At 69.1% G+C, this 20282-nt stretch carries 17 protein-coding genes; 7 read left to right on the top strand and 10 right to left on the bottom strand.

The window, feature by feature from the left end:
• The first annotated feature begins 191 nt into the window (after positions 1-191).
• Positions 192-2321, top strand: coding sequence for a hypothetical protein (locus AC1HC7_RS02020; RefSeq protein ID WP_479498599.1), 2130 nt, complete (start codon positions 192-194; stop codon positions 2319-2321).
• An 85-nt stretch (positions 2322-2406) separates the two neighbouring features.
• On the opposite strand, the gene AC1HC7_RS02015 is transcribed toward AC1HC7_RS02020, so the two are convergent.
• The 7 genes from AC1HC7_RS02015 to pqqA all read right to left on the bottom strand — a co-directional run bounded on the left by AC1HC7_RS02015 (position 2407) and on the right by pqqA (position 9053).
• Entirely contained in the window at positions 2407-3330 is a 924-nt protein-coding gene (locus AC1HC7_RS02015; protein ID WP_479498598.1) for a sulfotransferase family protein, read from the bottom strand.
• Positions 3331-3342: 12 nt separating this feature from the next.
• A complete protein-coding gene (locus tag AC1HC7_RS02010; protein ID WP_479496985.1) occupies positions 3343-5550 on the bottom strand; it encodes a GumC family protein in 2208 nt (735 codons plus the stop codon).
• A gap of 292 nt (positions 5551-5842) precedes the next feature.
• Positions 5843-6961 carry a pyrroloquinoline quinone biosynthesis protein PqqE gene (gene pqqE / locus AC1HC7_RS02005; protein ID WP_479496984.1) on the bottom strand — a complete coding sequence of 373 codons (1119 nt, stop codon included), beginning with the start codon at positions 6959-6961 and terminating at the stop codon, positions 5843-5845.
• Entirely contained in the window at positions 6958-7236 is a 279-nt protein-coding gene (gene pqqD, locus AC1HC7_RS02000; protein WP_479496983.1) for a pyrroloquinoline quinone biosynthesis peptide chaperone PqqD, read from the bottom strand. Before pqqD ends, pqqE begins: the two co-directional genes overlap by 4 nt.
• Complete coding sequence (pqqC, locus tag AC1HC7_RS01995; protein WP_479496982.1) at positions 7233-8015, bottom strand: pyrroloquinoline-quinone synthase PqqC; 783 nt, start codon at positions 8013-8015, stop codon at positions 7233-7235. The genes pqqD and pqqC overlap by 4 nt, the downstream gene beginning before the upstream one ends.
• A complete protein-coding gene (gene pqqB / locus AC1HC7_RS01990; protein WP_479496981.1) occupies positions 8012-8914 on the bottom strand; it encodes a pyrroloquinoline quinone biosynthesis protein PqqB in 903 nt (300 codons plus the stop codon). The genes pqqC and pqqB overlap by 4 nt, the downstream gene beginning before the upstream one ends.
• 46 nt (positions 8915-8960) lie before the next feature.
• Positions 8961-9053 carry a pyrroloquinoline quinone precursor peptide PqqA gene (gene pqqA, locus AC1HC7_RS01985; RefSeq protein ID WP_479496980.1) on the bottom strand — a complete coding sequence of 31 codons (93 nt, stop codon included), beginning with the start codon at positions 9051-9053 and terminating at the stop codon, positions 8961-8963.
• 393 nt (positions 9054-9446) lie between these two features.
• Here pqqA and AC1HC7_RS01980 point away from each other — a divergent pair, with 393 nt between their 5' ends.
• Positions 9447-11075, top strand: a complete 1629-nt coding sequence (locus tag AC1HC7_RS01980; RefSeq protein WP_479498597.1) for a hypothetical protein — start codon at positions 9447-9449, stop codon at positions 11073-11075.
• A gap of 25 nt (positions 11076-11100) precedes the next feature.
• On the opposite strand, the gene betA is transcribed toward AC1HC7_RS01980, so the two are convergent.
• The 3 genes from betA to betI form a co-directional block, all read right to left on the bottom strand.
• A complete protein-coding gene (betA, locus tag AC1HC7_RS01975; RefSeq protein WP_479496978.1) occupies positions 11101-12777 on the bottom strand; it encodes a choline dehydrogenase in 1677 nt (558 codons plus the stop codon).
• 89 nt (positions 12778-12866) lie between these two features.
• A complete protein-coding gene (betB, locus tag AC1HC7_RS01970; RefSeq protein ID WP_479498596.1) occupies positions 12867-14339 on the bottom strand; it encodes a betaine-aldehyde dehydrogenase in 1473 nt (490 codons plus the stop codon).
• Positions 14340-14424: 85 nt separating this feature from the next.
• A complete protein-coding gene (betI, locus tag AC1HC7_RS01965) occupies positions 14425-15027 on the bottom strand; it encodes a transcriptional regulator BetI (protein ID WP_479496976.1) in 603 nt (200 codons plus the stop codon).
• 175 nt (positions 15028-15202) lie between these two features.
• Here betI and AC1HC7_RS01960 point away from each other — a divergent pair, with 175 nt between their 5' ends.
• The 5 genes from AC1HC7_RS01960 (at position 15203) to AC1HC7_RS01940 (ending at position 20280) form a co-directional block, all read left to right on the top strand.
• Positions 15203-16087: a choline ABC transporter substrate-binding protein gene (locus AC1HC7_RS01960; protein ID WP_479497067.1), complete on the top strand. Its 885-nt coding sequence runs from the start codon at positions 15203-15205 to the stop codon at positions 16085-16087.
• A gap of 92 nt (positions 16088-16179) precedes the next feature.
• The gene (choW, locus tag AC1HC7_RS01955) at positions 16180-17028 is read left to right on the top strand and encodes a choline ABC transporter permease subunit (protein WP_479496975.1); all 849 of its coding nucleotides are present in this window, start codon (positions 16180-16182) and stop codon (positions 17026-17028) included.
• Complete coding sequence (gene choV / locus AC1HC7_RS01950) at positions 17025-18134, top strand: choline ABC transporter ATP-binding protein (protein ID WP_479496974.1); 1110 nt, start codon at positions 17025-17027, stop codon at positions 18132-18134. The genes choW and choV overlap by 4 nt, the downstream gene beginning before the upstream one ends.
• A gap of 298 nt (positions 18135-18432) precedes the next feature.
• Positions 18433-19119 (top strand): TetR/AcrR family transcriptional regulator, encoded by a 687-nt coding sequence (locus AC1HC7_RS01945; protein WP_479496973.1) that lies wholly within the window; start codon positions 18433-18435, stop codon positions 19117-19119.
• A gap of 93 nt (positions 19120-19212) precedes the next feature.
• Positions 19213-20280, top strand: a complete 1068-nt coding sequence (locus AC1HC7_RS01940) for a C4-dicarboxylate TRAP transporter substrate-binding protein (RefSeq protein WP_479496972.1) — start codon at positions 19213-19215, stop codon at positions 20278-20280.
• The last annotated feature ends 2 nt before the right edge of the window (positions 20281-20282 follow it).

Below are 20282 nucleotides of genomic sequence, written 5' to 3'. Positions count from 1 at the left end.
ACGCCCGCCGGGGGCGTTTTCGCGTCTTGCGACGCTGATCAGGCCCCGGCTTGCGGATTTGCGCCCGGTTCGGCGGGTATTTCAGGCTTGGTTAACCTCAAATAAACACGCGCCTGCTACCGCTCTCGGTCACGCAGCCGCCGCGCCTGTCATGGTTCAGCGCGCGGGCGCGTTCTTCAAAGAGGTGTGGCATGAACGATCTGAGGGCGATTCCGCTCGGATGTGGGTTTTTTCGCGCGGCTGACGGCGCGGGCGGCGGCTTTGCGCCGGGGCTGCTGGGCGGCGACGCGGTGCATGGCGACGCGATCGCCGATGGCGGGGTGACGCTCGGCAAGATCGCCAATCTGCCGGCGGGCCGGATTCTGGGCCGCAAGGCGGACAGCGCCGGGCCGGTGCAGCCGTTGACCGGCGCGCAGGCAACGGCGTTGCTGAACACGCCGTTCGTCTATGACACGCTGGCCGATCTGACCGCGGCGACCCATCCGGTCACCGCCCCCGGCGCCCGCGTGCGCGTGGCCGAACGGGTCGCCGGGCAGGGCGGCGGCGCGGATTACCGCATCGTCGCCGCCGACCCCGGGCATCCGCTGAGCGCGACATCCAACGGCGGCGCGGTGATCTGGGACATCGACGAGCAGGTGCTGACCCCGGAAATGGCCGGCGCCGTCGGCGACGGCGTCACCGATGACGGCGCGGCGCTGCAGGACCTGATCGACTGCCTTGGGGCGCGCGGCGGCGGCGAGGCGCTGTTCACCGCGTTCTACGCCTGCGCCCAGCAGATCGACATCATCCATGACGACATCCTGCTGCGCGGCGCCGGCCAGCGCGCCAGCGGCGTGCGCTTCACCGCGCAAAGCGCCGGGTTCCACTGCACCACGGGCTGGCGTTTCGTGGTCGACAACATGCTGGTGTCCGGCGAATTCGTCGCCGATTACTGCTTTCGCCATTCCGGCAACAACGCCAATCCGGAGATCCGCAACTGCCGGGTCGAGCGCGCGGAAAAGGCCTGCGTTTTCTACGATTGGGAAACCACCGCCTGGAAAATCGTCAATTCCACCATCGCGCTGGCCGGCGATCAGGACGCCGCCGGCGTGAACACGCCGGGCGCCCATGCGGTGCATGCGCGCTGCATCGGCGAGATCGCCGGCGGTTCGATCCTGACCAGCGCCACGGGGCATCTGCTTTACGTCGAGGGCTCGCAGTTTCAGGAAGAAACCCGCGTCAACATGATCGGCGGGCGGCTGAATTCGGGGTTTGACGGGCTGCTGAAGGTCGATTCGGCGTTCGACACGTCGCCGCTGCCGGCGGACACCACCCCGGAGGAGGGCAAGATCATCGCCCATCGCGGCGTCGGGCATAACCGGCTGGTGACGGTCAATCTGATCGGCACCTATCTGGAAAACCCCGGCTCGATCCCCAACAGCGCCGCTTCGGCCTCGCCCGAGGCCTCGGTGCATGCGGTGGGCGCGGGGGCGCGCATCAATGTGGAGGCGCCGCTGAAGCACCTGATCCGCAACGCAAGGCACGCCTATCTGGCCGAGGACGGCGCCGAGATCCACGTGCGCAGCCGCGGCTTCATGGCCCGCGCGCAGGCGTTGGGCAGCGCCCCCAAGGCGGTTTACGCGCGCGCGGGGATCGGCGTCGAGGGCAAGACCGGGCGCATCGTGCTCGGCGATCTGCCGTCGTTCTGGGACGATCAGGGCGCCGAGGGCATGTCGGACTGGCTGGGGTTTCTGGACTGCCCCGGATCCAGCGCCGGGCTGCCGATCGCGCCCGAACGCCTGCAGAAGGTGGCGACGCCGCTTGACGGAGGCTCGATCGCCGGTCTGACGGCGAGCGCGGGCACGCTGGCGCTGGCCACCGACGCCGCCAACCGGCTGACCGGGACCAGTTCCATCCGCCTGACCGGCAGCGGCGCCAACGCGCCGACCAATTTTCGCTTTGACTGGAGCCTGCCGGCGCATCTGGCCGGGCACAGCCTGATGGCGCTGGCAGTGGCGCGCTTCAAGCAGGTGGGCGGCGTCTGGGGCGGCGCCACCGGCGCGGCGCAAAGCCGGTTCCAGGTGGATGACCCCGCCGGTCAGCAGGCGGGCGCGGCGATCTTCCCGTGGCGCGTGGCCAGCGAACCGACGCCGATCCCCGCGCCGGGCGCCGGCGTGCGGTCGGACTGGTGGTTCTTCCCGGTGTTCTTCCAGGCGAACGCGGCGGTCGATCTGAGCATGATCTTCAACCTCGACACCACGCCGCAAAGCACCAATGACATCGCCTATGTGGACGCGATCACCGTCTACGCCATCGACGGGGGGCTCGCCGGGCTCGACTGACCGGCCTGTTTTCGTCGCGCTGAACTGCGCCGCCCGGAGCTTCGAGCTCCGGGCGGTTTTTTTGGGCGGGGGCGGGCGGGGCGGGTCAGCCGCGGTCCCGCGCGACCGGCGCGGGCAGGGGGTAGCCGAGCGTCGCCATGGCGCCGCCGGCCTCGCGCGCGATGACGCGCCAGTCCTCGTCGCTGAGGCGGGCGCGGCTGCTGGCGTTCATGTCGCGGACTTCGCTTTGCACGCCGTGGACCCGGCGCGGCCCGGCCTTGGATTCGGCGAACGGGTCGAGGCCGAGGAAATCGGTGACCCGCCGCAGGGTCGCGTCGGGATCGGCGGCGAGGTCCTCGTAGCGGATTTCCAGAAACCGTTCGATCCGGGGCCGGTCCCGCGCCGCCTGCGCGACGCTTTCGCGCCATTGCGCCGCGCAGAGCGCCAGCGGGTAGCGGTCGGGATAGGCGGAATTGCCGAAATCGCCGGGCCGGGCCTTGCGGCGAATGCCCTCGGCCACGGCGGCGCCGTCACGGATCAGGTGGATGAAGCTCGCGGGCGGGAACAGGGTCTGCAGCAGCGGCATGCGATAGGCGTTGGCGATGGATTTTTCCACCAGCACCGGTCGCGCGGGCCCGGACCAGAACCCCCATTGCCGCCGGATTCGGGCAATGTCGCCGGCGTCGAAATCCTCCGGGCTCTGGCGCAGCCGGTCAATGCAGACATGCCACATGCGGGTCCAGCCGAACGCCTCGGGGTGGCTCAGGCGATCGGTGAGGAACACCGCCTCCTGCGTCGGGCCCATCACCTGCGGGTGTTCGCGCAGGATGTCGGCGAGCAGCGTGGTGCCGGAATTGTAGCAGCCGACCACGAAGGCCCAGCGCTCGGGCGCCGCCTCGCGCCCCAGCGTCGCGGCCAGCGCCCGCCCGCCCGCGCTGCGCGCGAAGCGCGACGCGGCGCGGGCGGGCAGGGCGTCGAGCGGCGTCAGCCGGTCAAGACGCGGCGGGCCGGCGCGGGGGCGGGAGCGCATCGCGCCGAACCCCTAGTTCCGGTAGTAGCGCTGGGTGCGGCGATAGCCGTAGCCGTAGCCGTAATAGCCATAGCGCGACATGCGCCGGATATTGGCCTGGGTGAGCGCCAGCCCGGCGATGCGGGCGTTGACCTGGCGGAACAGGTCTAAGCTGGTGGCCACCATGGTGCGGGTGGTGACGTTCCATTTCACCGCGAAGATGATGGCGTCCGCGTGGCGCGAGATCACCCGCGCGTCCGGCACCACCAGCACCGGCGGCGTGTCGATGAAGATGTGGTCGTATCTGGCGCGCATCTCCTGCATGAATTCGCCGAAGCGCGCGGAGCTGAACACGTCGGCGGCGTTGATCTTGCTTTCCTCGCCGACGATCACGTCAAGGCCGGTGTTGGGGTCGCGCACCAGCACCTCCTCGAGCGAGGCCGCGCCGCTCAGCAGCGCCATGAGCCGCTTCTTGTCGCCGGTTTCGAAATACTTGTCGAACACGTTGCGGCGCAGGTCGCATTCGATCACCAGCACCTTCTTGCCCAGCATGGCGCTGTTCTGGGCCAGCAGCAGCGTGGTGGTGGTCTTGCCCTCGCCCTGGGTCGAGGAGCTGATCATCACCACCTTGGGCGGGCGGTCGAGATCCGACATCAGAATCGCGGTGCGCAGGTTTCGGATCGCTTCCGCCAGCGCCGAGGATGGTTTCTTCACCATGTATTCCATCAGCGCCCGGCGGTTGCGCGACGGGGCGGCGGGGATCACGCCCATGACCATTTCGCCGGTCAGGGTTTCCAGTTCTTCAGGCGACTGGATCGCGGTGCGCAGCTGCGTCGCCGCCAGCACCGCCAGCGTGGACAGCATCAGCCCGCCCAGCAGCGCCACCGCGATGATCATGCGCTTGCGCGGCTCCACCGGAATCGTCTGGGCGATGGCCGGGGACAGGATGCGCGCGTCGGCCTGCTGGATGCCCTGCTGGACCGAGGTTTCCTTCATGCGGCTGAGAAAATATTCGTAGATCAGCCGCGAGGCCTCGGCCTCGCGCTGCAATTGCTGAAGCTGGAGCAGGTCGGCGGACTGGGCGTCGACCTCGCGTTCCAGGTCGGAGACGCTGGCGCGGATCAGCGCGGCCTGGCCTTCGGCGCGCCGCGCCTCGGCCTCCAGCCGGCTGCGGCTGGCGGCGTATTGGGCGTCGAACAGCGCGACCAGCGCCGCGCGCCGGTCCGGGTCGCCCTCGCCCTGCGCCGCGATGTCGAGCGCCAGTTCGCGCAGCCGCCGATCGTTGAGCGCATCCGCGACGGCGGTGAAATCATCGGCCTCGCGGGCGGCGTCGAGCAGATCCAGCCGCGTTTCCAGCGCCCGGCTGTTGGCGTCCATGTCGCCCAGCCGGGCGCGCATGTCCTTGATCTGGCGTTCCTGGGCGGACAGGGCCTCCTCGCTGATCAGGCTGGCGTTGGCGGAGAAATCCTTCACCGCGCCCTCGGCCTTTTCCAGCGCGGTCTTGAGGTCCGCGACCCGCTCGCTCAGCCATTTGGTGGCCTGGCTGGTGGCCTCGAACTTCACTTCGAGCTGGTTGAGGATGTATTGCTCGGCCACGGCGTTGGCGATGGCGGCGGATTTCAACGGATGCTCCGTCGTCACCCCGAGTTCGAAGATGTAGGAGGATTCGACGTTGGAGACCGACAGCGCGCCGTCGAGCAGGTCGATGGCGGTCTGGCGGCGGATGAATTCCGGGGTGTAGTCCTCCAGCGGGATGCCGTAATCCGCCGGCGACGCGACCGGTTTTTCCTCCGGCGGGCCGCTCAGCGCCGCGCGCGCCTTTTCAACCGCGTCCATCGCCGCGGCGATCGCGGTCGACAGCCAGCCGGTGTCCTCGGGCAGCAGGTCGGGGTTGAATTCCGGATCCTGCTCCAGCCGCATCTTCTCCACCACCCGGTCAAGAAGATTGCGCGAGCGCATCACCTCCATCTCGGTGTTGATGGTCTCGTAATCCGAGGACAGCCCGTCGACCACGCTCTGGAAATCGATGACCTGGTTTTCCTGGATGTCGAGCATCACCGTCGCCGAGGCGCTGTAATAGGGCGTGGCGGTCATCGCCACGTAGACCGCCAGCAGCACCTGCGCCCCGGTCAGCGCCGCGATCACCCAGCGATTGCGCCACACCGCGCGGAACATCTCGCGCAGGTCAAGCGCGTCCTCGCCGATCGCGGGGGTCGCGGTCTGGCGGATCGGCTGGCGCATTTCGCGGCTCTGTCGCGGAGCTTCTTTGTTCATGCGGTCAAGCGGCGTCCATCAAGCGAATACGAACCCCGGTTGGCGTTCCGGGACGCAAGGCGCCCATGCGCGATGCCCGTCGGAGTCGATCGATCCCGGCGGCGCAGCGCATCTATGCCATGGCGTCAAAGGGTCGGCTACGGAAAAATCCCCATCGCCGCGCGTTTTCACGCCGTTACGGGATTGGCGCAACGGATTTGGCGCGCCGGTCGGGCGTTGGCGCAACCAGAGGGCGTGGCGGCGGTCCGCGCCGATCGGTTCAGGCCGGCGCGGCGGCGCGCGGGAACAGCGGCGCGTCGTCCGAGGCGCCGGCCAGCGCCGTCTCCAGCCCGGCGCGATCCGGGGACAGGCTGCAGGTGGGGTCGGTGGCCGTGGCCCGCCCGGTCAGCGCCATGGCCTGACAGCGGCAGCCGCCGAAATCCCGGGTCTTGCGTTCGCAGGACCGGCAGGGCTCCTCCATCCACGCGTCGCCGCGGAACATGTTGAAGGCGTCGGAGCCGGTCCAGATCTCGGCCAGCGGCGTGTCGCGCACCGAATGGAATTCGATGCCGGGGATGCTCGCCGCCGCGTGGCAGGGCATCACCGCGCCCTCGGGGGTGACGTTGATGCCGGTCGATCCCCAGCCGCCCATGCAGGCTTTCGGGAATTCGGCGAAATAGTCCGGCGGCACGAAATCGATGACCATTTCGCCTTTCAGGCGGACCCGCGCCTCGGTCACCATGTCGCGCGCCGCCATGGCCTGGTCGCGGGTCGGCATCAGCGCGGCGCGGCTTTTCACCGCCCAGCCGTGGAACTGCACGCAGGCGACCTCCAGCCGTCTTGCGCCCAGATCGACCGCCAGCGCGATGGTGGCTTCCAGATCGTCGAGATTGCGCCGGTGCATCACCGCGTTCACGGTCAGCGGAAAGCCGATTTCGGCGATGTCCCTGGCGACCGCCATCTTGCGCGCGAAGCCGCCCTTGTAGCCGCCGATGGCGTCGGCGCCCGCCGCCTCGGTCCCCTGCAGCGACAGCTGGATGTGGTCGAGCCCGATCGCGTCGAGCCTGTCAAGGCGGCGCCGGGTCAGCCCGATGCCCGAGGTGATGAGGTTGGTGTAGAGCCCGGCCTCGACCGCCGAGGCGACGATCTCCTCCAGATCCCGGCGCGAGGCGGGTTCGCCGCCCGACACATGCAGCTGCAGCACGCCCAGATCCGCGGCCTGGCGCAGCACGTCGGCCCATTCCGCGGCGCTGAGTTCGCTGGCCCGCGTCGCCAGATCCAGCGGGTTCGAGCAATAGGGACAGGCGAGCGGGCAGCGATGGGTCAGTTCCGCCAGCAGCGCCATGGGCGGCTGCGCGGCGACCGGCGCCGGGGTGGGATTCGGCGTGGGGGCGTTCATGTCCGCAGCTCCGCCATGCGCCGGTTCAGCAGCGCGGTGAGAAACCGGTCGGCGTCTTGCGCGATCTGCGCCGCCGGGGCGTTGTATCTTTCGGCCAGCGCCGCGACGATGTCCTTGAAGCTGCGCACGCCGTCGGTCTCCTTCAGGATCGCGGCGCCGATGTCGTCGAGCTTCAGCGCCCGTTCCGGGGCCAGCAGCACCCAGCCCTCGCGCACCTTGTCCCAGTGCACGCGCACGCCGCGCAGCAGGGCGGGGCGGGCGTCGGGGGCGATCATGACGCGGGCTCGCGCAGACCCTCGCCGGGTCGCCAGCCGCCGGGCGGGATGCGCCCCGGCGTCACATAGGCCGAATGCAGCGCGTCAAGCTGGGCCCAGAGCATGTCTGTCTTGAAATACAGCGCCGCCGTCGCCGCGTCCTGCTTTTCGGCGCTGTCGGCGTGATCGAGCACCCAGGCCAGCCCGAAGGCCACGTCGCGCGGCGCCTCGGCCAGGCGCTTGCGGAAATAGGACAGCGAGACGTCGTTGGCGAAATCGTAATTGGCCAGCAGCCCCTCGATGCGTTCGGCATGGATCTTCGGGGCGAACAGCTCCGTCAGCGACGAGGCCACCGCGTCCAGCAGCGGCATGTCGCGCACGAAGCGGACATAGGCGTCGCCGGCGAAGCGGGTGGCGGGCAGGATGCCGACCCCCGAGGACACGTAATCCGGGTCCAGCCCCACCGCCTCGGCCAGCCGCAGCCAGCGGGCGATGCCGCCCTCGCCCGGGGCCGATCCGTCGTGATCCTCGATGCGCGACCGCCAGGCCCGGCGCAGCGCGGGGTCGCTGACCCGGGACATGAAGGCGGCGTCCTTCATGGGGATGATGTTCTGGTAATAGAAGCGGTTGATCACCCAGGCGCGCACCTGATCAGGGGTGCAGCCGCCCGAATGCAGCAGCCGGTGGAAGGGGTGCCTGTCGTGATAGCGTTCGGCGCCGACGGCGCGCAGGCGGGCTTCGAAATCCTCGCGCGACTGCTTTTGCGCCAGGGGTCGGGCGGCGGTGGTCTGCATCATCATGGGGCGAACTCCATGCCGTCGGCGGCGGCGATCCAGCCGGCGGCCTCCAGCTCGGCGCGCTCGGGGCTTGCGGGGTCCAGCGCGGGGTTTGTGTTGTTCATGTGGACGAAGATCCTTTGCGCCACGTCGAGCGGCGCGAAGGCGGCGATCGCCCCGTCGGGGCCGCTCATGGCCATGTGGCCCATGCGCCGGCCGGTCTTGGCGCCGGTCCCGGCGCGGGGCATCTCGTCATCGATCCAGACCGTGCCGTCGAACATCACCATGGCGGCGCCTTTCAGGCGACCGGCCAGCGCCGGGGTCATCTTGGCGCAGCCGGGGATGTAATAGCAGGTCCCGGCCCCGGGGGTCAGGGTCGAGCTCAGCGCCACCCCCACGGTCTGTTCGCCCATCAGGTCGGTGACCACCTCCTCGCCCTCCAGATACAGCGGGATCTTGCCGGGCACGGCGAACAGTTCGGCGCGCAGCCCGGGGGCGAGGTCAAAGGGCCGGTCCAGCGGGGCTTCGCGCCGCGCCACCAGATCGGCGTCGAGCGCCGCGAAGATCTCGTTGCGGGCGATGGCGCGGTGGATCTCGGCGGTGGCGACCAGGTCGAACGGGGTCTTTTCGCGCAGTATCAGCAGCCCGGCCACGTGGTCGATGTCGCCATTGGTGACCAGCACCGCGGCGATCGGGCTGTCGCGCAGCCCGCGCGGGTGCAGTTCGGGCGTGGCGGCGATCTGGCTGCGGATGTCGGGCGAGGCGTTGAGGATCGCCCAGTTTTCCCCGTCGGCGCTGACGCAGATCGAGGATTGGGTCAGCGACGGGATGCGACCGGCGCGGGCGGCGACGCAATTGGCGCAGCCGCAATTCCACTGCGGAAGGCCGCCGCCCGCCGCGGCCCCGAGAATCTTCAGGCGCATGAGCGGCGACTTTCCTTGATGGAGTCAGAGATCTGCCCGGCTGTGGTCAGAACAGGGCGTCTTCTTCGTCGGCGGGGAAATACATGTTGATTTCCATGCCGCAGGACAATTCTTCGAGCTTCGGCGCGTTCCAGGCCATGCGACCCTCCCATTCGGTTTCTGTTGTTTCGATTCGCTCATAACGTGTCGAGGCGCGAGTCCTCAACGCGCACACTGACGCGCGCCGGGGCGATTGCCAATTGGCCAATAGTCTTATCCCGGATGCGAAGATCCGGTTTAGCCCGCCGGTTCGGCGCGGCATTGCGGCCCCGGCGAACAAAATTCTACCTTGAATTGCATATCGCGCTTGCATTCCCGGTCAGGTGCATTTGGAATGGGCCCGTCACGACTGCACGTCGCGGCGGGTATGGCATGTCTGGCGGCGCGCGACGGCGGCGCGACGTTCCGGAATTGCGCAGTGCAGGAGCAATATGGCGCATTTCTCACTCCGACTATCGCGTGGCAGCGCATGGGCGTCGCGGGCGCGCCGCCCATGACCGGCCCCGGCGCACGGATTCGGGCGCGGCTGTTCGGTCCGCTCAGCATCATCGGCGCGGGCGGCGACGACATCACGCCGCGCGGGCGCAAGGCCTGCGCGGTGATCGCCATGCTGATCGTCGCGCCCCAGGGCGCGCGCGGCCGCCGCTGGCTGCAGGACAAGCTGTGGAGCGGCCGCGGCGACGCCCAGGGCGCCGCCAGCCTGCGCCAGACCCTGAGCGAGATCCGCCGGGCGCTGGGCGACGCGCGCGACCTGCTGTCGGCCAATGCGCAGACGGTGGCGCTGGATCTGGACCGGCTGGAGGCGGACGTGCTGGCGCTGAACGGCGGCGACGCCGCGCCGGATCTGTCGCGGATCGCCGGCGTCGAGTTTCTCGAAGGCCTCGACGTGCGCGACCCGCAATTCGGCGACTGGCTGGCGGATCAGCGCCGCTACTGGGAACGGCGCATCGCCGAGGCCGCCGCGGCCGCAGGGCCCGACATCGCCGGGCCGCCGGCCGCCCGCGCCGCGCGGCGCTGGCCGGTGCTGCGCATCGACGCCCCCGCCAACCTCACCGGCGATCGCCATGGCGGCCTCGTCGCCGACGAGGTGGCCGCGCAGCTGGTCACGCGATTCGCCGGCATGCGCTGGCTGAAGATCGCCCAGGAGGGCGGCGCGCCGGATTACCGGATCTCCGGCGAGATCAAGCCCCATGGCGCCCTGCGCCTGCTGTCGCTGCGGCTCACCGACGCGGTCTGCGGGTTGCTCTACTGGTCCGGCCGGGTGGATGTCTCGGCGCTGTCGGGGCCGGAAAGCCTGACCGAGATCCTGCTGCCCTACATCGCCGCGATGTGTTACCGGCTTGGCCGCGAGGAACAGGCCCGCGCCCATGCTCAGACCCGGGATCCGCAGGATTTCAAGCAGATGATCTGGCGCGGCCAATGGCATCTGAGCCGCATGGGCGGCGTGGATCTGGACCGCGCCGCGGCGTGTTTCGAGCGCGCGCGCGATATCGACCGCGACAGCCCGGAGCCGCTGATCCATCTGGGCCGGGTGGCCTTGGTGCGGATGTGGGACAGGTCGCGCCCCGATCCCGATCCGACGGCGATCCGCGACCTGGCCCAGCAAGTGATCGACGCCGACGGGCGCGAGGCGCGGGGCTATTATCTCGCCGGCTCGGCCGAGATCTGGCTGCGGCGCCCACGGCACGCGCAGACGCTGATGGAGGAATGCCTCCGCCTGCTGCCTTCGATGATGCTCGCCAACGCGCAGATCGGCGTGATCCGCATCTTTTCCGGGCGCCCGGAACAGGGGCTGGAGGCGCTGGAACGAGCGACGCGGCTGAACGCGCAGGAGCATCTTCAGTATTTTCTGCAGGGCCAGCAGGCGCTGGCCAACTGGATGATGGGCAACTGGCGCGAGGCGGCGCAACTGGCGCATCTGGCGATCGTGCGCCGGCCTTCCTACTGGCGCGGCCACATGATCAAGTTCAGCGCGCTGCGCAATCTCGGCGACGCCGAGGCGGCGGAGGCCCATGCGGATCTGATGCGCGCCCGCCCCGAGCTTTGCCGCGCCGACGTGGCGCAGATGCCCTTCACCGACCCGGTGTGGAGCGAGCACCTGATCAACGAACTCGGGCTCTGAACGGGCCCGCCGCGCGCGCCCGCGTTCAGCGATCGCTGTCGCGCCAGCGCGGGTTGATCCAGGGTTCGGCGTTTTCCGGGGGCAGGGGGGGGCGGCCGAGGATGTGGTCGGCCGCCTTCTCGCCGGTCATGATCGAGGGGGCGTTGAGATTGCCGTTGGTGATGCGCGGAAAGATCGAACTGTCGGCGAGGCGCAGGCGATCGACCCCGATCACCCGGCATTCCGGATCCACCACCGCGTGCGCGTCGTCGGCGCGGCCCATGCGGGCGGTGCCGCAGGGGTGGAAGGCGCTTTCCGCGTGTTCGCGGATGAAGCCGTCAAGTTCGTCATCCGACTGCAGCGCCTCGCCGGGCTGGATTTCCTTGCCGCGATAGGGGTCGAAGGGCGGCTGCGCGAAGATTTCGCGGGTGAGCCGGATGCAGTGGCGGAAATCCGCCCAGTCCTGTTCGTGGCTCATGTAGTTGAACAGGATCGCCGGATCGGCCTCCGGATCGCCCGAGCGCAGCGACACCCGCCCGCGCGAAGGCGAACGCATGGGCCCCACATGCGCCTGAAACCCGTGCCCTTCGGCCGCCGCCTTGCCGTCGTAGCGCACCGCGAAGGGCAGGAAATGGAACTGGATGTCAGGGTAATCCACCCCGGCGCGAGACCGCACGAAAGCCGCGCTTTCGAACTGGTTGGAGGCCCCGAGCCCGGTCCCGAAAGCCATCCATTGCGCCCCGGCCATGGCCTTGCCGATCAGGTTCCAGTGCTTGTAGAGCGTGATCGGCTGGGTGCAGGCCTGCTGGATGTAGAGCTCCAGATGGTCCTGAAGATTGCCGCCGACCCCGGGGCGGTCGGCGACCACGTCAATCCCGTGCTCGGCCAGATGCGCCGCCGGGCCGACGCCCGACAGCATCAGCAGCTTGGGCGAATTGATCGACGAGGCGGCGAGGATCACCTCGCGCCGTGCGCCGATCACCTCGATCCTGCCGCCGCGCTTGACCTCGACGCCCGTGGCGCGGCCCTCGGCGATCACCACGCGCCGCGCGAGGCAGCGCAGGATGTCCAGATTGGGCCGTTTCAGCGCCGGTTTCAGATAGGCGTTGGCGGCGGACCAGCGACGGCCTTTCCAGACCGTCTGCTCCATGGGGCCGAAGCCCTCCTGCTTTTCGCCGTTGTAGTCGTCGGTGTGCTCGAACCCGGCGGCGCGCCCGGCCTCGACGAAGGCGGCGTAGAGCGGGTTCCTGCGCGCCCCGCGGGTCACGTGAAGCGGCCCGTCATGGCCGCGCCAGTCGGGGTCGCCCGGCCCGGAATCGGGAAACGGCCCGCCCGGGCGCCAATGTTCCATGCGCTTGAAATACGGCAGCACGTCGGCGTAGCGCCAGCCATCGGCGCCCATGTCCGCCCAGGTGTCGTAGTCGCGCGCATGGCCGCGCACATAGACCATGCCGTTGATCGAGGACGAGCCGCCCACCACCTTGCCGCGCGGGCAGACCAGGCGGCGCCCGCCGAGCCCGGGTTCGGGTTCGCTGAGAAACCCCCAGTCGTAGCGCCGCATGTTCATGGGATAGCTGAGCGCGCCGGGCATCTGGATGAACGGCCCCGCGTCCGAGCCGCCATGTTCCAGCACCAGCACCGAGTTGCGGCCGTCCTCGGACAGCCGCGCGGCCATGGCGCAGCCGGCCGAACCGGCGCCGACGATGACGAAATCCGCTTCCATGTTCATATCCGTGGCTTGTTGTTCGGGCTTTCGGGCCTCAGGAGGTCATCGGGGGGGCGTCGCATGGGCGTGACGCCCCCCCGCGCCCCCTAATAGGGGCTGTCCACGGGGCCCATGGCCACGTAGACGCTCTTGATCTGGCTGTAATGTTCGATCGCCGCCTTGGAGTTCTCGCGCCCGACGCCGGAATTCTTGACCCCGCCGAAGGGGGCCTCGACCGGGGCCAGATTATAGGCGTTGATCCAGCAGGACCCGGCCTGAAGCCGTGCGATCACCCGGTGCGCGCGGGCGAGATCGCTGGTGAACACCCCGGCGGAGAGGCCGAATTCGCTGTCATTGGCGCGCGCGATCACGTCCGCCTCGTCGTCGAAATCCAGCACGCACATCACCGGGCCGAAGATTTCTTCACGGGCGATGCGCATGTCGTCGGTCACGTCGGCGAACACCGTGGGCTGCACGAAGCAGCCGTCCGGGAACCCCGCGACCGCGGCCCTTTCGCCGCCGCAGACCAGCCGCGCGCCCTCGCGCTTGCCGATTTCCATGTAGCCCAGCACCTTGTCGCGCTGCGTGGCGCTGACCAGCGGCCCCATCTGGGTCGCCTCGTCCATGGGGTCGCCCAGCGCGATGGCGGCGGTGCGCGCCGCCAGCCGCGCGAGGAATTTTTCCTTGATCGAGGCATGCACGAACACCCGCGTGCCGTTGGAGCACACCTGCCCCGAGGAATAGAAATTGCCCAGCATGGCGCCGCCCACGGCGTCCTCGATATCGGCGTCCTCGAACACGATCATCGGCGATTTGCCGCCGAGCTCCATGGTGACGTGCTTGACCCCGGCCCCCGCCGCCGCGAACACCTTCTTCCCGGTGGGCACCGATCCGGTCAGCGACACCTTGTCGACCTGCGGGTGGGTGACCAGCGCCGCGCCGGCGTCGCCAAGCCCCTGCACGACGTTGTAAAGTCCGGGGGGCGCCCCGGCTTCGATCATGATTTCGGCGATCTTCAGCGCGCAGAGCGGCGTCAGTTCCGAGGGCTTGAAGATCATGGCGTTGCCGCAGGCCAGCGCCGGGGCGCCTTTCCAGCAGGCGATCTGCGTTGGATAGTTCCACGCGCCGATGCCGACGCAGACGCCAAGCGGTTCGCGGATGGTGTAGACGAAATCGCCTCCGGCGCCGCCCAGCGGGATGTGCTCGCCGGTGATCGCCGCGGCCAGCCCGCCGAAAAACTCCAGCGCGTCGGCCCCCGAGGTCGCGTCCGCCACCAGCGTTTCCTGCAGCGGCTTGCCGGTGTCGAGCGTCTCCAGCTCCGACAATTCGCGGTTGCGCGCACGGATCAGGTCGGCGGCGCGGCGCAGCACCCGGCCGCGTTCGGTCGGCGGGCGCGCGGCCCAGTCGGCCTGCGCGGCGCGCGCGCTTTCCACCGCCCGGGCGATGATCGCCGGGGTGGCGGAATGCACCCGGGCGATGACCTCGCCGGTGGCGGGATAGATCACGTCGATGACGGCGCCGGCGGGATCTTCCGCGAAGCGGCCGGCGATGAAATGCGAGGCTTCGGGTTGCGCGCGCATCATTTTCCTTTCGGGGATCGCCGGAAGTCCTCCAGCTGGTTCAGGTCCATGCGGTCTTTCTTGCAGCGATCCGGGGGCGCGCCGCTCACCTCCGCGCCTCCGGCGTCAGGCTGAGCGTCAGGTAGTCCATGACCAGCGCCTGCGCCGCGCGGCGGTCCCGCGCCCCGGCGTTGAGCGCGTGGCGGATGTAGAGCCCGTCGATCAGCGCCGCGATGCCCTCGGCGATGGTTCTGGCGCGCGCCTCCCCGGCCAGCGGGCGCAGATTGCTCAGCAGGTTGGAGCGCAGGCGCCGGGTGTAGACGTTGAGCAGCCGCGCCCCGCCCGGGGAATTCTGCGCCAGCGCGTAGAAGGCGAGCCAGGACGAGATCACCGAATCCTCGAACTGGTCCTGGCCGAAGCTGGCGCGCACGATGCCGTGCAGCCGGGTCAGCGGCGTCGCGGGCCGGCCCGGGCGGGGCGCGGTTTCCTCGCGCACGCGCTGGCCGAAGCGGGTGAGGATATGGCGCATGGCGGCCAGAAAGATCTGTTCCTTGCCGCCGAAATAGTGATGCGCCAGCGCCGCCGAGACCCCGGCCCGCCCGGCGATCCGGCTGACCGTCACGTCGAGCGAGCCCTGCGCGCCCACTTCGGCGATGGTGGCGTCGATCAGCGCGGCGCGGCGGATGGGCTCCATTCCGACTTTGGGCATGGCCGGCCTCGTTTCGGGTGCAACTGAACGCTTGATTTCCGGCAGGATTATTGTTTTTAATTGATCCGTCAATCAAGAAAAAACGCCAAACGGCCCCACGAAACCCGCAGACAGGAGGACCAATCCGTTGAAACCCCTCAAAATCTCCGCAATCGGTCTCATCGCCGCCGCGGCCATGGCCGGGCAGGCCGTCGCCGAATGCAAGGCCGTGACCTTCGCCGACGTGGGCTGGACCGACATCACCGCCACCACCGCGGCCGCCCACAACGTGCTGAGCGCGCTCGGCTATGACGTGAACGTCAAGGTGCTGTCGGTGCCGGTCACCTACGCTTCGATGAAGGCCGGCGACATCGACGTTTTCCTCGGCAACTGGATGCCGACCATGGAGGGCGACATCGCCCCCTATCGCGACGACGGCTCGGTCGTGACCCTGCGCGCCAATCTGGAGGGCGCGAAATACACGCTGGCGGTCAACAAGGTCGCGGCGGATCTCGGGATCAGGGATTTCGCCGACATCGCCGGCCATGCGGACGCGCTGAAAAGCAAGATCTACGGCATCGAGCCGGGCAATGACGGCAACCGGCTGATCATGGACATGATCGAGCAGGACGCCTTCGGGCTGAAGGGCTTCGAGGTCGCCGAAAGCTCCGAACAGGGGATGCTGGCGCAGGTGAAGCGGCTGTCCAAGCGCGGCAAGCCGATCGTGTTCCTGGGGTGGGAGCCCCACCCGATGAACGCCAATTTCGACATGACCTACCTCACCGGCGGCGATGACTGGTTCGGCCCCAATCTGGGCGGCGCCACGGTCTACACCAACACCCGCGCCGGTTTCGTCGAGGACTGCCCGAACGTGGGCAAGCTGCTTGACAACATGACCTTCTCGCTGGCCATGGAGAACGAGATCATGAGCGCGATCCTCAATGACGGCGAGGAGGCCAACGACGCCGCCGCCGCATGGCTGAAGGCCAATCCGGGCGTGCTCGACGGCTGGCTGGCCGGGGTGACGACGCTGGACGGCGGCGACGCCATGGCCGCGGTCAAGGGGGCGCTGGGCCTCTGAACCCGCGCTGACCCCCGCAGGGCGGACCCCGATCCGCGACCGCCGCCACTGGCGGATCGGGATCCGCCCTGCTGGAAACGGAGAAACCGCCGATGGACTGGCTGACCGATAACAAAATTCCCGTGGGCAAGATCGCGCGCGACGTCTTCGACTGGCTGCAGGACAACGGCGAGTGGTTCTTCGACGGGCTGGCGCTGATGCTGGACTCCCTGATCGACACCCTGCTGTGGATCTTTCAGACGCCGCACCCGCTGATCGTCATCGCGGTGTTCGTGGCGCTGACCTGGGCGCTGCAGCGGTCGTGGAAAACCTGCCTGCTGGTGCTGTTCGGCTTCCTGTTCATCCTCAATCAGGGCTATTGGGAGGAAACCACCGAAAGCCTCACCCTGGTGCTGTCGGCCTGCGTGGTCTGCATGGCGGTGGGGGTGCCCATCGGCATCGCCGTGGCGCACCGCCCCAAGCTTTACGCCTGGATGCGCCCGGTGCTCGACCTGATGCAGACCCTGCCGACTTTCGTCTATCTGATCCCGGCCATCGTGTTCTTCGGCATCGGCATGACCCCGGGGCTGATCGCCACGGTGATTTTCGTGCTGCCGGCGCCGATCCGGCTGACCCATCTGGGCGTCTCGTCGACCCCCAAGCCGTTGCTCGAGGCCGCCGAGGCCTTCGGCGCCACCGGATCGCAGAAGCTCTGGAAGGTCGAACTGCCCTACGCGCTGCCCCAGATCATGGCCGGGCTGAACCAGACCATCATGCTGTCGCTGTCCATGGTGGTGATCGCGGCGCTGGTGGGCGCCGACGGGCTGGGCGTGCCGGTGGTGCGGGCGCTCAACCAGGTCAACACCGCGCTGGGCTTTGAATCCGGCTTCATCATCGTGGTGGTGGCGATCATGCTCGACCGGATGCTGCGGCTCGACAACGGCGAAGGAGACGGGCAATGACCTCGATCCGGCCCAAGGCGGTGATTTTCGACGCGGTCAACATCGTGTTCGGCGCCGACCCCGCCGCCGCATTGCCGCTGATGGATGCGGGCCAGTCGCGGGCGGAGATCCAGGCCGCCACCTCGCAGGTGCTCGGCGTGCATGACTGTTCGCTGGAGGTCGAGGAGGGCGAGATCCTCGTGCTCATGGGCCTGTCGGGGTCGGGCAAGTCGACGCTGCTGCGCGCGGTCAACGGGCTGAACCCGGTGGTGCGCGGGCGGGTGCTGGTGAGCGACGCCATGAGCGGCGACGCGCAGGTCGGCGGCGACCGCGCCATGACCGACATCACCGCCGCCGATTCAAAGACCTTGCGGCGGATGCGGCTCAGCCGCATCGCCATGGTGTTCCAGCAATTCGGCCTGCTGCCCTGGCGCAACGTGGCGGACAATGTCGGCCTCGGGCTTGAACTCGCCGGCATGCCGAAGGCGGAGCGCGAGGCCAGAACCCGCGCGCAGCTCGAAATGGTCGGGCTCACCGACTGGGCCGAGCGCAGGGTGAGCGAGCTGTCGGGCGGCATGCAGCAGCGCGTCGGCCTGGCCCGCGCCTTCGCCACCGAGGCGCCGATCCTGCTGATGGACGAACCGTTCTCGGCGCTGGACCCGTTGATCCGCACGCGGCTTCAGGATGAATTGCTGGACCTGCAGAAGAACCTCAGGCGCACCATCATTTTCGTCAGCCACGATCTGGACGAGGCCTTCAAGCTTGGCGATCGCATCGCCATCATGGAGGGCGGGCGCATCGTGCAATGCGGCGCGCCGCAGGACATCGTGCGCGCGCCGGCCAACGACTATGTCGAGGATTTCGTCGCCCACATGAACCCCATGGGCGTGCTGCGCGCCGAGGACGTGATGCGCCCGCTGAACGGCGCGGCGGTCCCGGGTCAGGCCCGGGACGGAGCCGCGCCGGCCATGGTCCCGGCCCGCATGCGGGTGCGCGAGGTCATGGCGCTGCGGGCCGGAAACCCCGCGACCATGGTGGTGGAGCGCGACGGCGAGGCGGTGGGGCTGATCGACGAGCCGGAACTGCTGGGCGCCCTGCTGGGGCGGCGCGAGGACCGGGCGGAATGAATCGGCCTCGTTGATTCGCTTCGCCCGGGTCCTGCGCTGTCCGGGCGCGCCGGCCGCCCCGCGTGGCCCGGCGACTTCGATTTCGCGCGTCGCCCCCGAAGCTTGCGCATCCCCGGCGCGTTCGGTTGTCGGCGCCGTATGCGAGTCGGTTGAAAATCCTTTCGCCCGGCAGGCATTGCGCCTCTGAAGCCTTTGGGGCGCCAAGCTGCGCCTGAACTTCAGGGTGAAAGAAACCATGAACTGACCTGCGCGGATCAGCTATTGACTGATCGACCAGTCAGGGCGTTATCATGGCCCCATGACCCAGGCTGCGCAAAACCCGGCGCCGATATCGCGGCCCCCCGAAGGCCAGGCCAGGGAACGCCAGGCCAAGGACCGCATCCTTGACGCCGGCGAGCGGGAATTCGCCGATTCGGGCTTCGCCGGGGCCTCGATGCGCAACATCGCGGCGCGCGCGGGCGTGGCGCAAGGGCTGCTGCACTATCATTTCGGGGCCAAGGGAAAGCTTTACGAAGCCGTCGTGCATCGCCGCGCCGACGCCATCAACGCCGCGCGCGACGCGGCGCTGGATGCGCTGGGCGATCCGTCGCTGCCGGAGATCTTCGACGCGCTGTTCCGCCCGGCGCTGGCCTCGGAAAGCGGCGGGCGCGCCTATGCGCGCATTCTCGCCAACATGGCCAATGGCGGCCCCCGGGATCAGGCGCTGGTGGCGCGGCTCTACGACCGCATCGCCGGGCGCTTCATCGCCGCGATCCGCCGGGCGGAGCCGCGCCTGAGCCAGGCCGCCGCCGCGCGCGGCTATCTGCTGGCCATCGGGGTGCTGGTCTCGGCCATGGGCCGCACCGGGCGCGCCGAACGCCTGATGGGCGACGACGCGGACCGCCCGCCGGCGGAGGAAGACATCGACGCCACGCTCGCCGCCATCACCCGCTTCGCCGCCGCGGGCGTCGCCGGGCTTGCCGGCGGGCGCGAGGAGCAGGCCTGACGCCGCCAATGGCGGATCGGGAGGCCGCGACGCAAGGCCGGAGAACCGGACCAAGGGGGCCGCGCGCCCCGCACCAACGGGAGAGGACATGCCATGACGCCGAAGACCGCCCTGAAAACCCTGCTCGCGCCCGCATTGGCGCTGGCGCTCGCCGCCCCGGCGCTGGCCGAGGAGATCCAGGCCACCATCGTCGCCGGCCACCCGCCGGTGTTCCGCTGGGTGAAGATGTTCCCCAAGGCGTTCATCCCCACGGTGAACGAGACGCTCGCGGGCACGGGCTACACGATGCGGTTTTCCGAACAATACGGCGGCGCCATCGCCAGGGTCGGCGAGGAGCTGGAAACCGTCGAGGAGGGCCTTGCCGAACTGGGCACGGTGTCGTCGCTGTTCGATCCCGCCAAGCTGACGGTGCAGAACGTCACCTATTACACCCCCTTCGTGTCCGACGACCCGATCGCGGTGAACACGCTGATGGACCGGCTGCAGCGCACCGACCCGCGCATGATCGCCATCTATGACGAATACAACCTGGTCTATGTGGGCGGGCCGATCGGCATCGACGACTACCTGCTGATGACCAATTTCCCGGTCAGTTCGCTCGCCGACCTGAAGGGGCGCAAGATCGCCGCGCCGGGGCCGGCGATCAACTGGCTGTCGGGGACGGGGGCGGTCGGGGTCTCGGGCAACCTCACCACCTATTACAACGAGATGAAGACCGGGGTTTACGACGGCGTCATCGTCTTCGCCTCCGCCGCGCTGCCCGGCAAGCTCTACGAGGTCGCGCCCTACATCACCCGCGTCGGGCTCGGCGCGCAGTATTCCGGGTCGATCGCCGCCAACAAGGATTGGTGGGAAGGCCTGCCCAAGGTGGTCCGCGACGCGCTGGTCGTCGGCGCCGACGCCTATCGCAAGGCCTATCACGAGGATCTCGCCGCCTTCGTCGATCTCGCCTTCAAGGTGATGGCCGAGAAAGGCGCCACGATCACCGACGCCAGCCCCGAGATGCGCAGGGCCTGGGCCATGGGCATGGACAACGCGGCGAAAGTCTGGGCGGCGAAACTGGACGCCGCCGGGCAGAATGGCAGCGAGGTGCTGTCGCTCTACATGGACGAGATGCGCAAGGCCGGCGCCACGCCGCTGCGCGACTGGGACAAGGAGTGACG

It is taken from the genome of Oceanicella sp. (genome assembly GCF_056449545.1).
The sequence above is the reverse complement of the archived record's forward strand: the minus strand, read 5'-3'. Positions and strand labels throughout refer to the sequence as shown.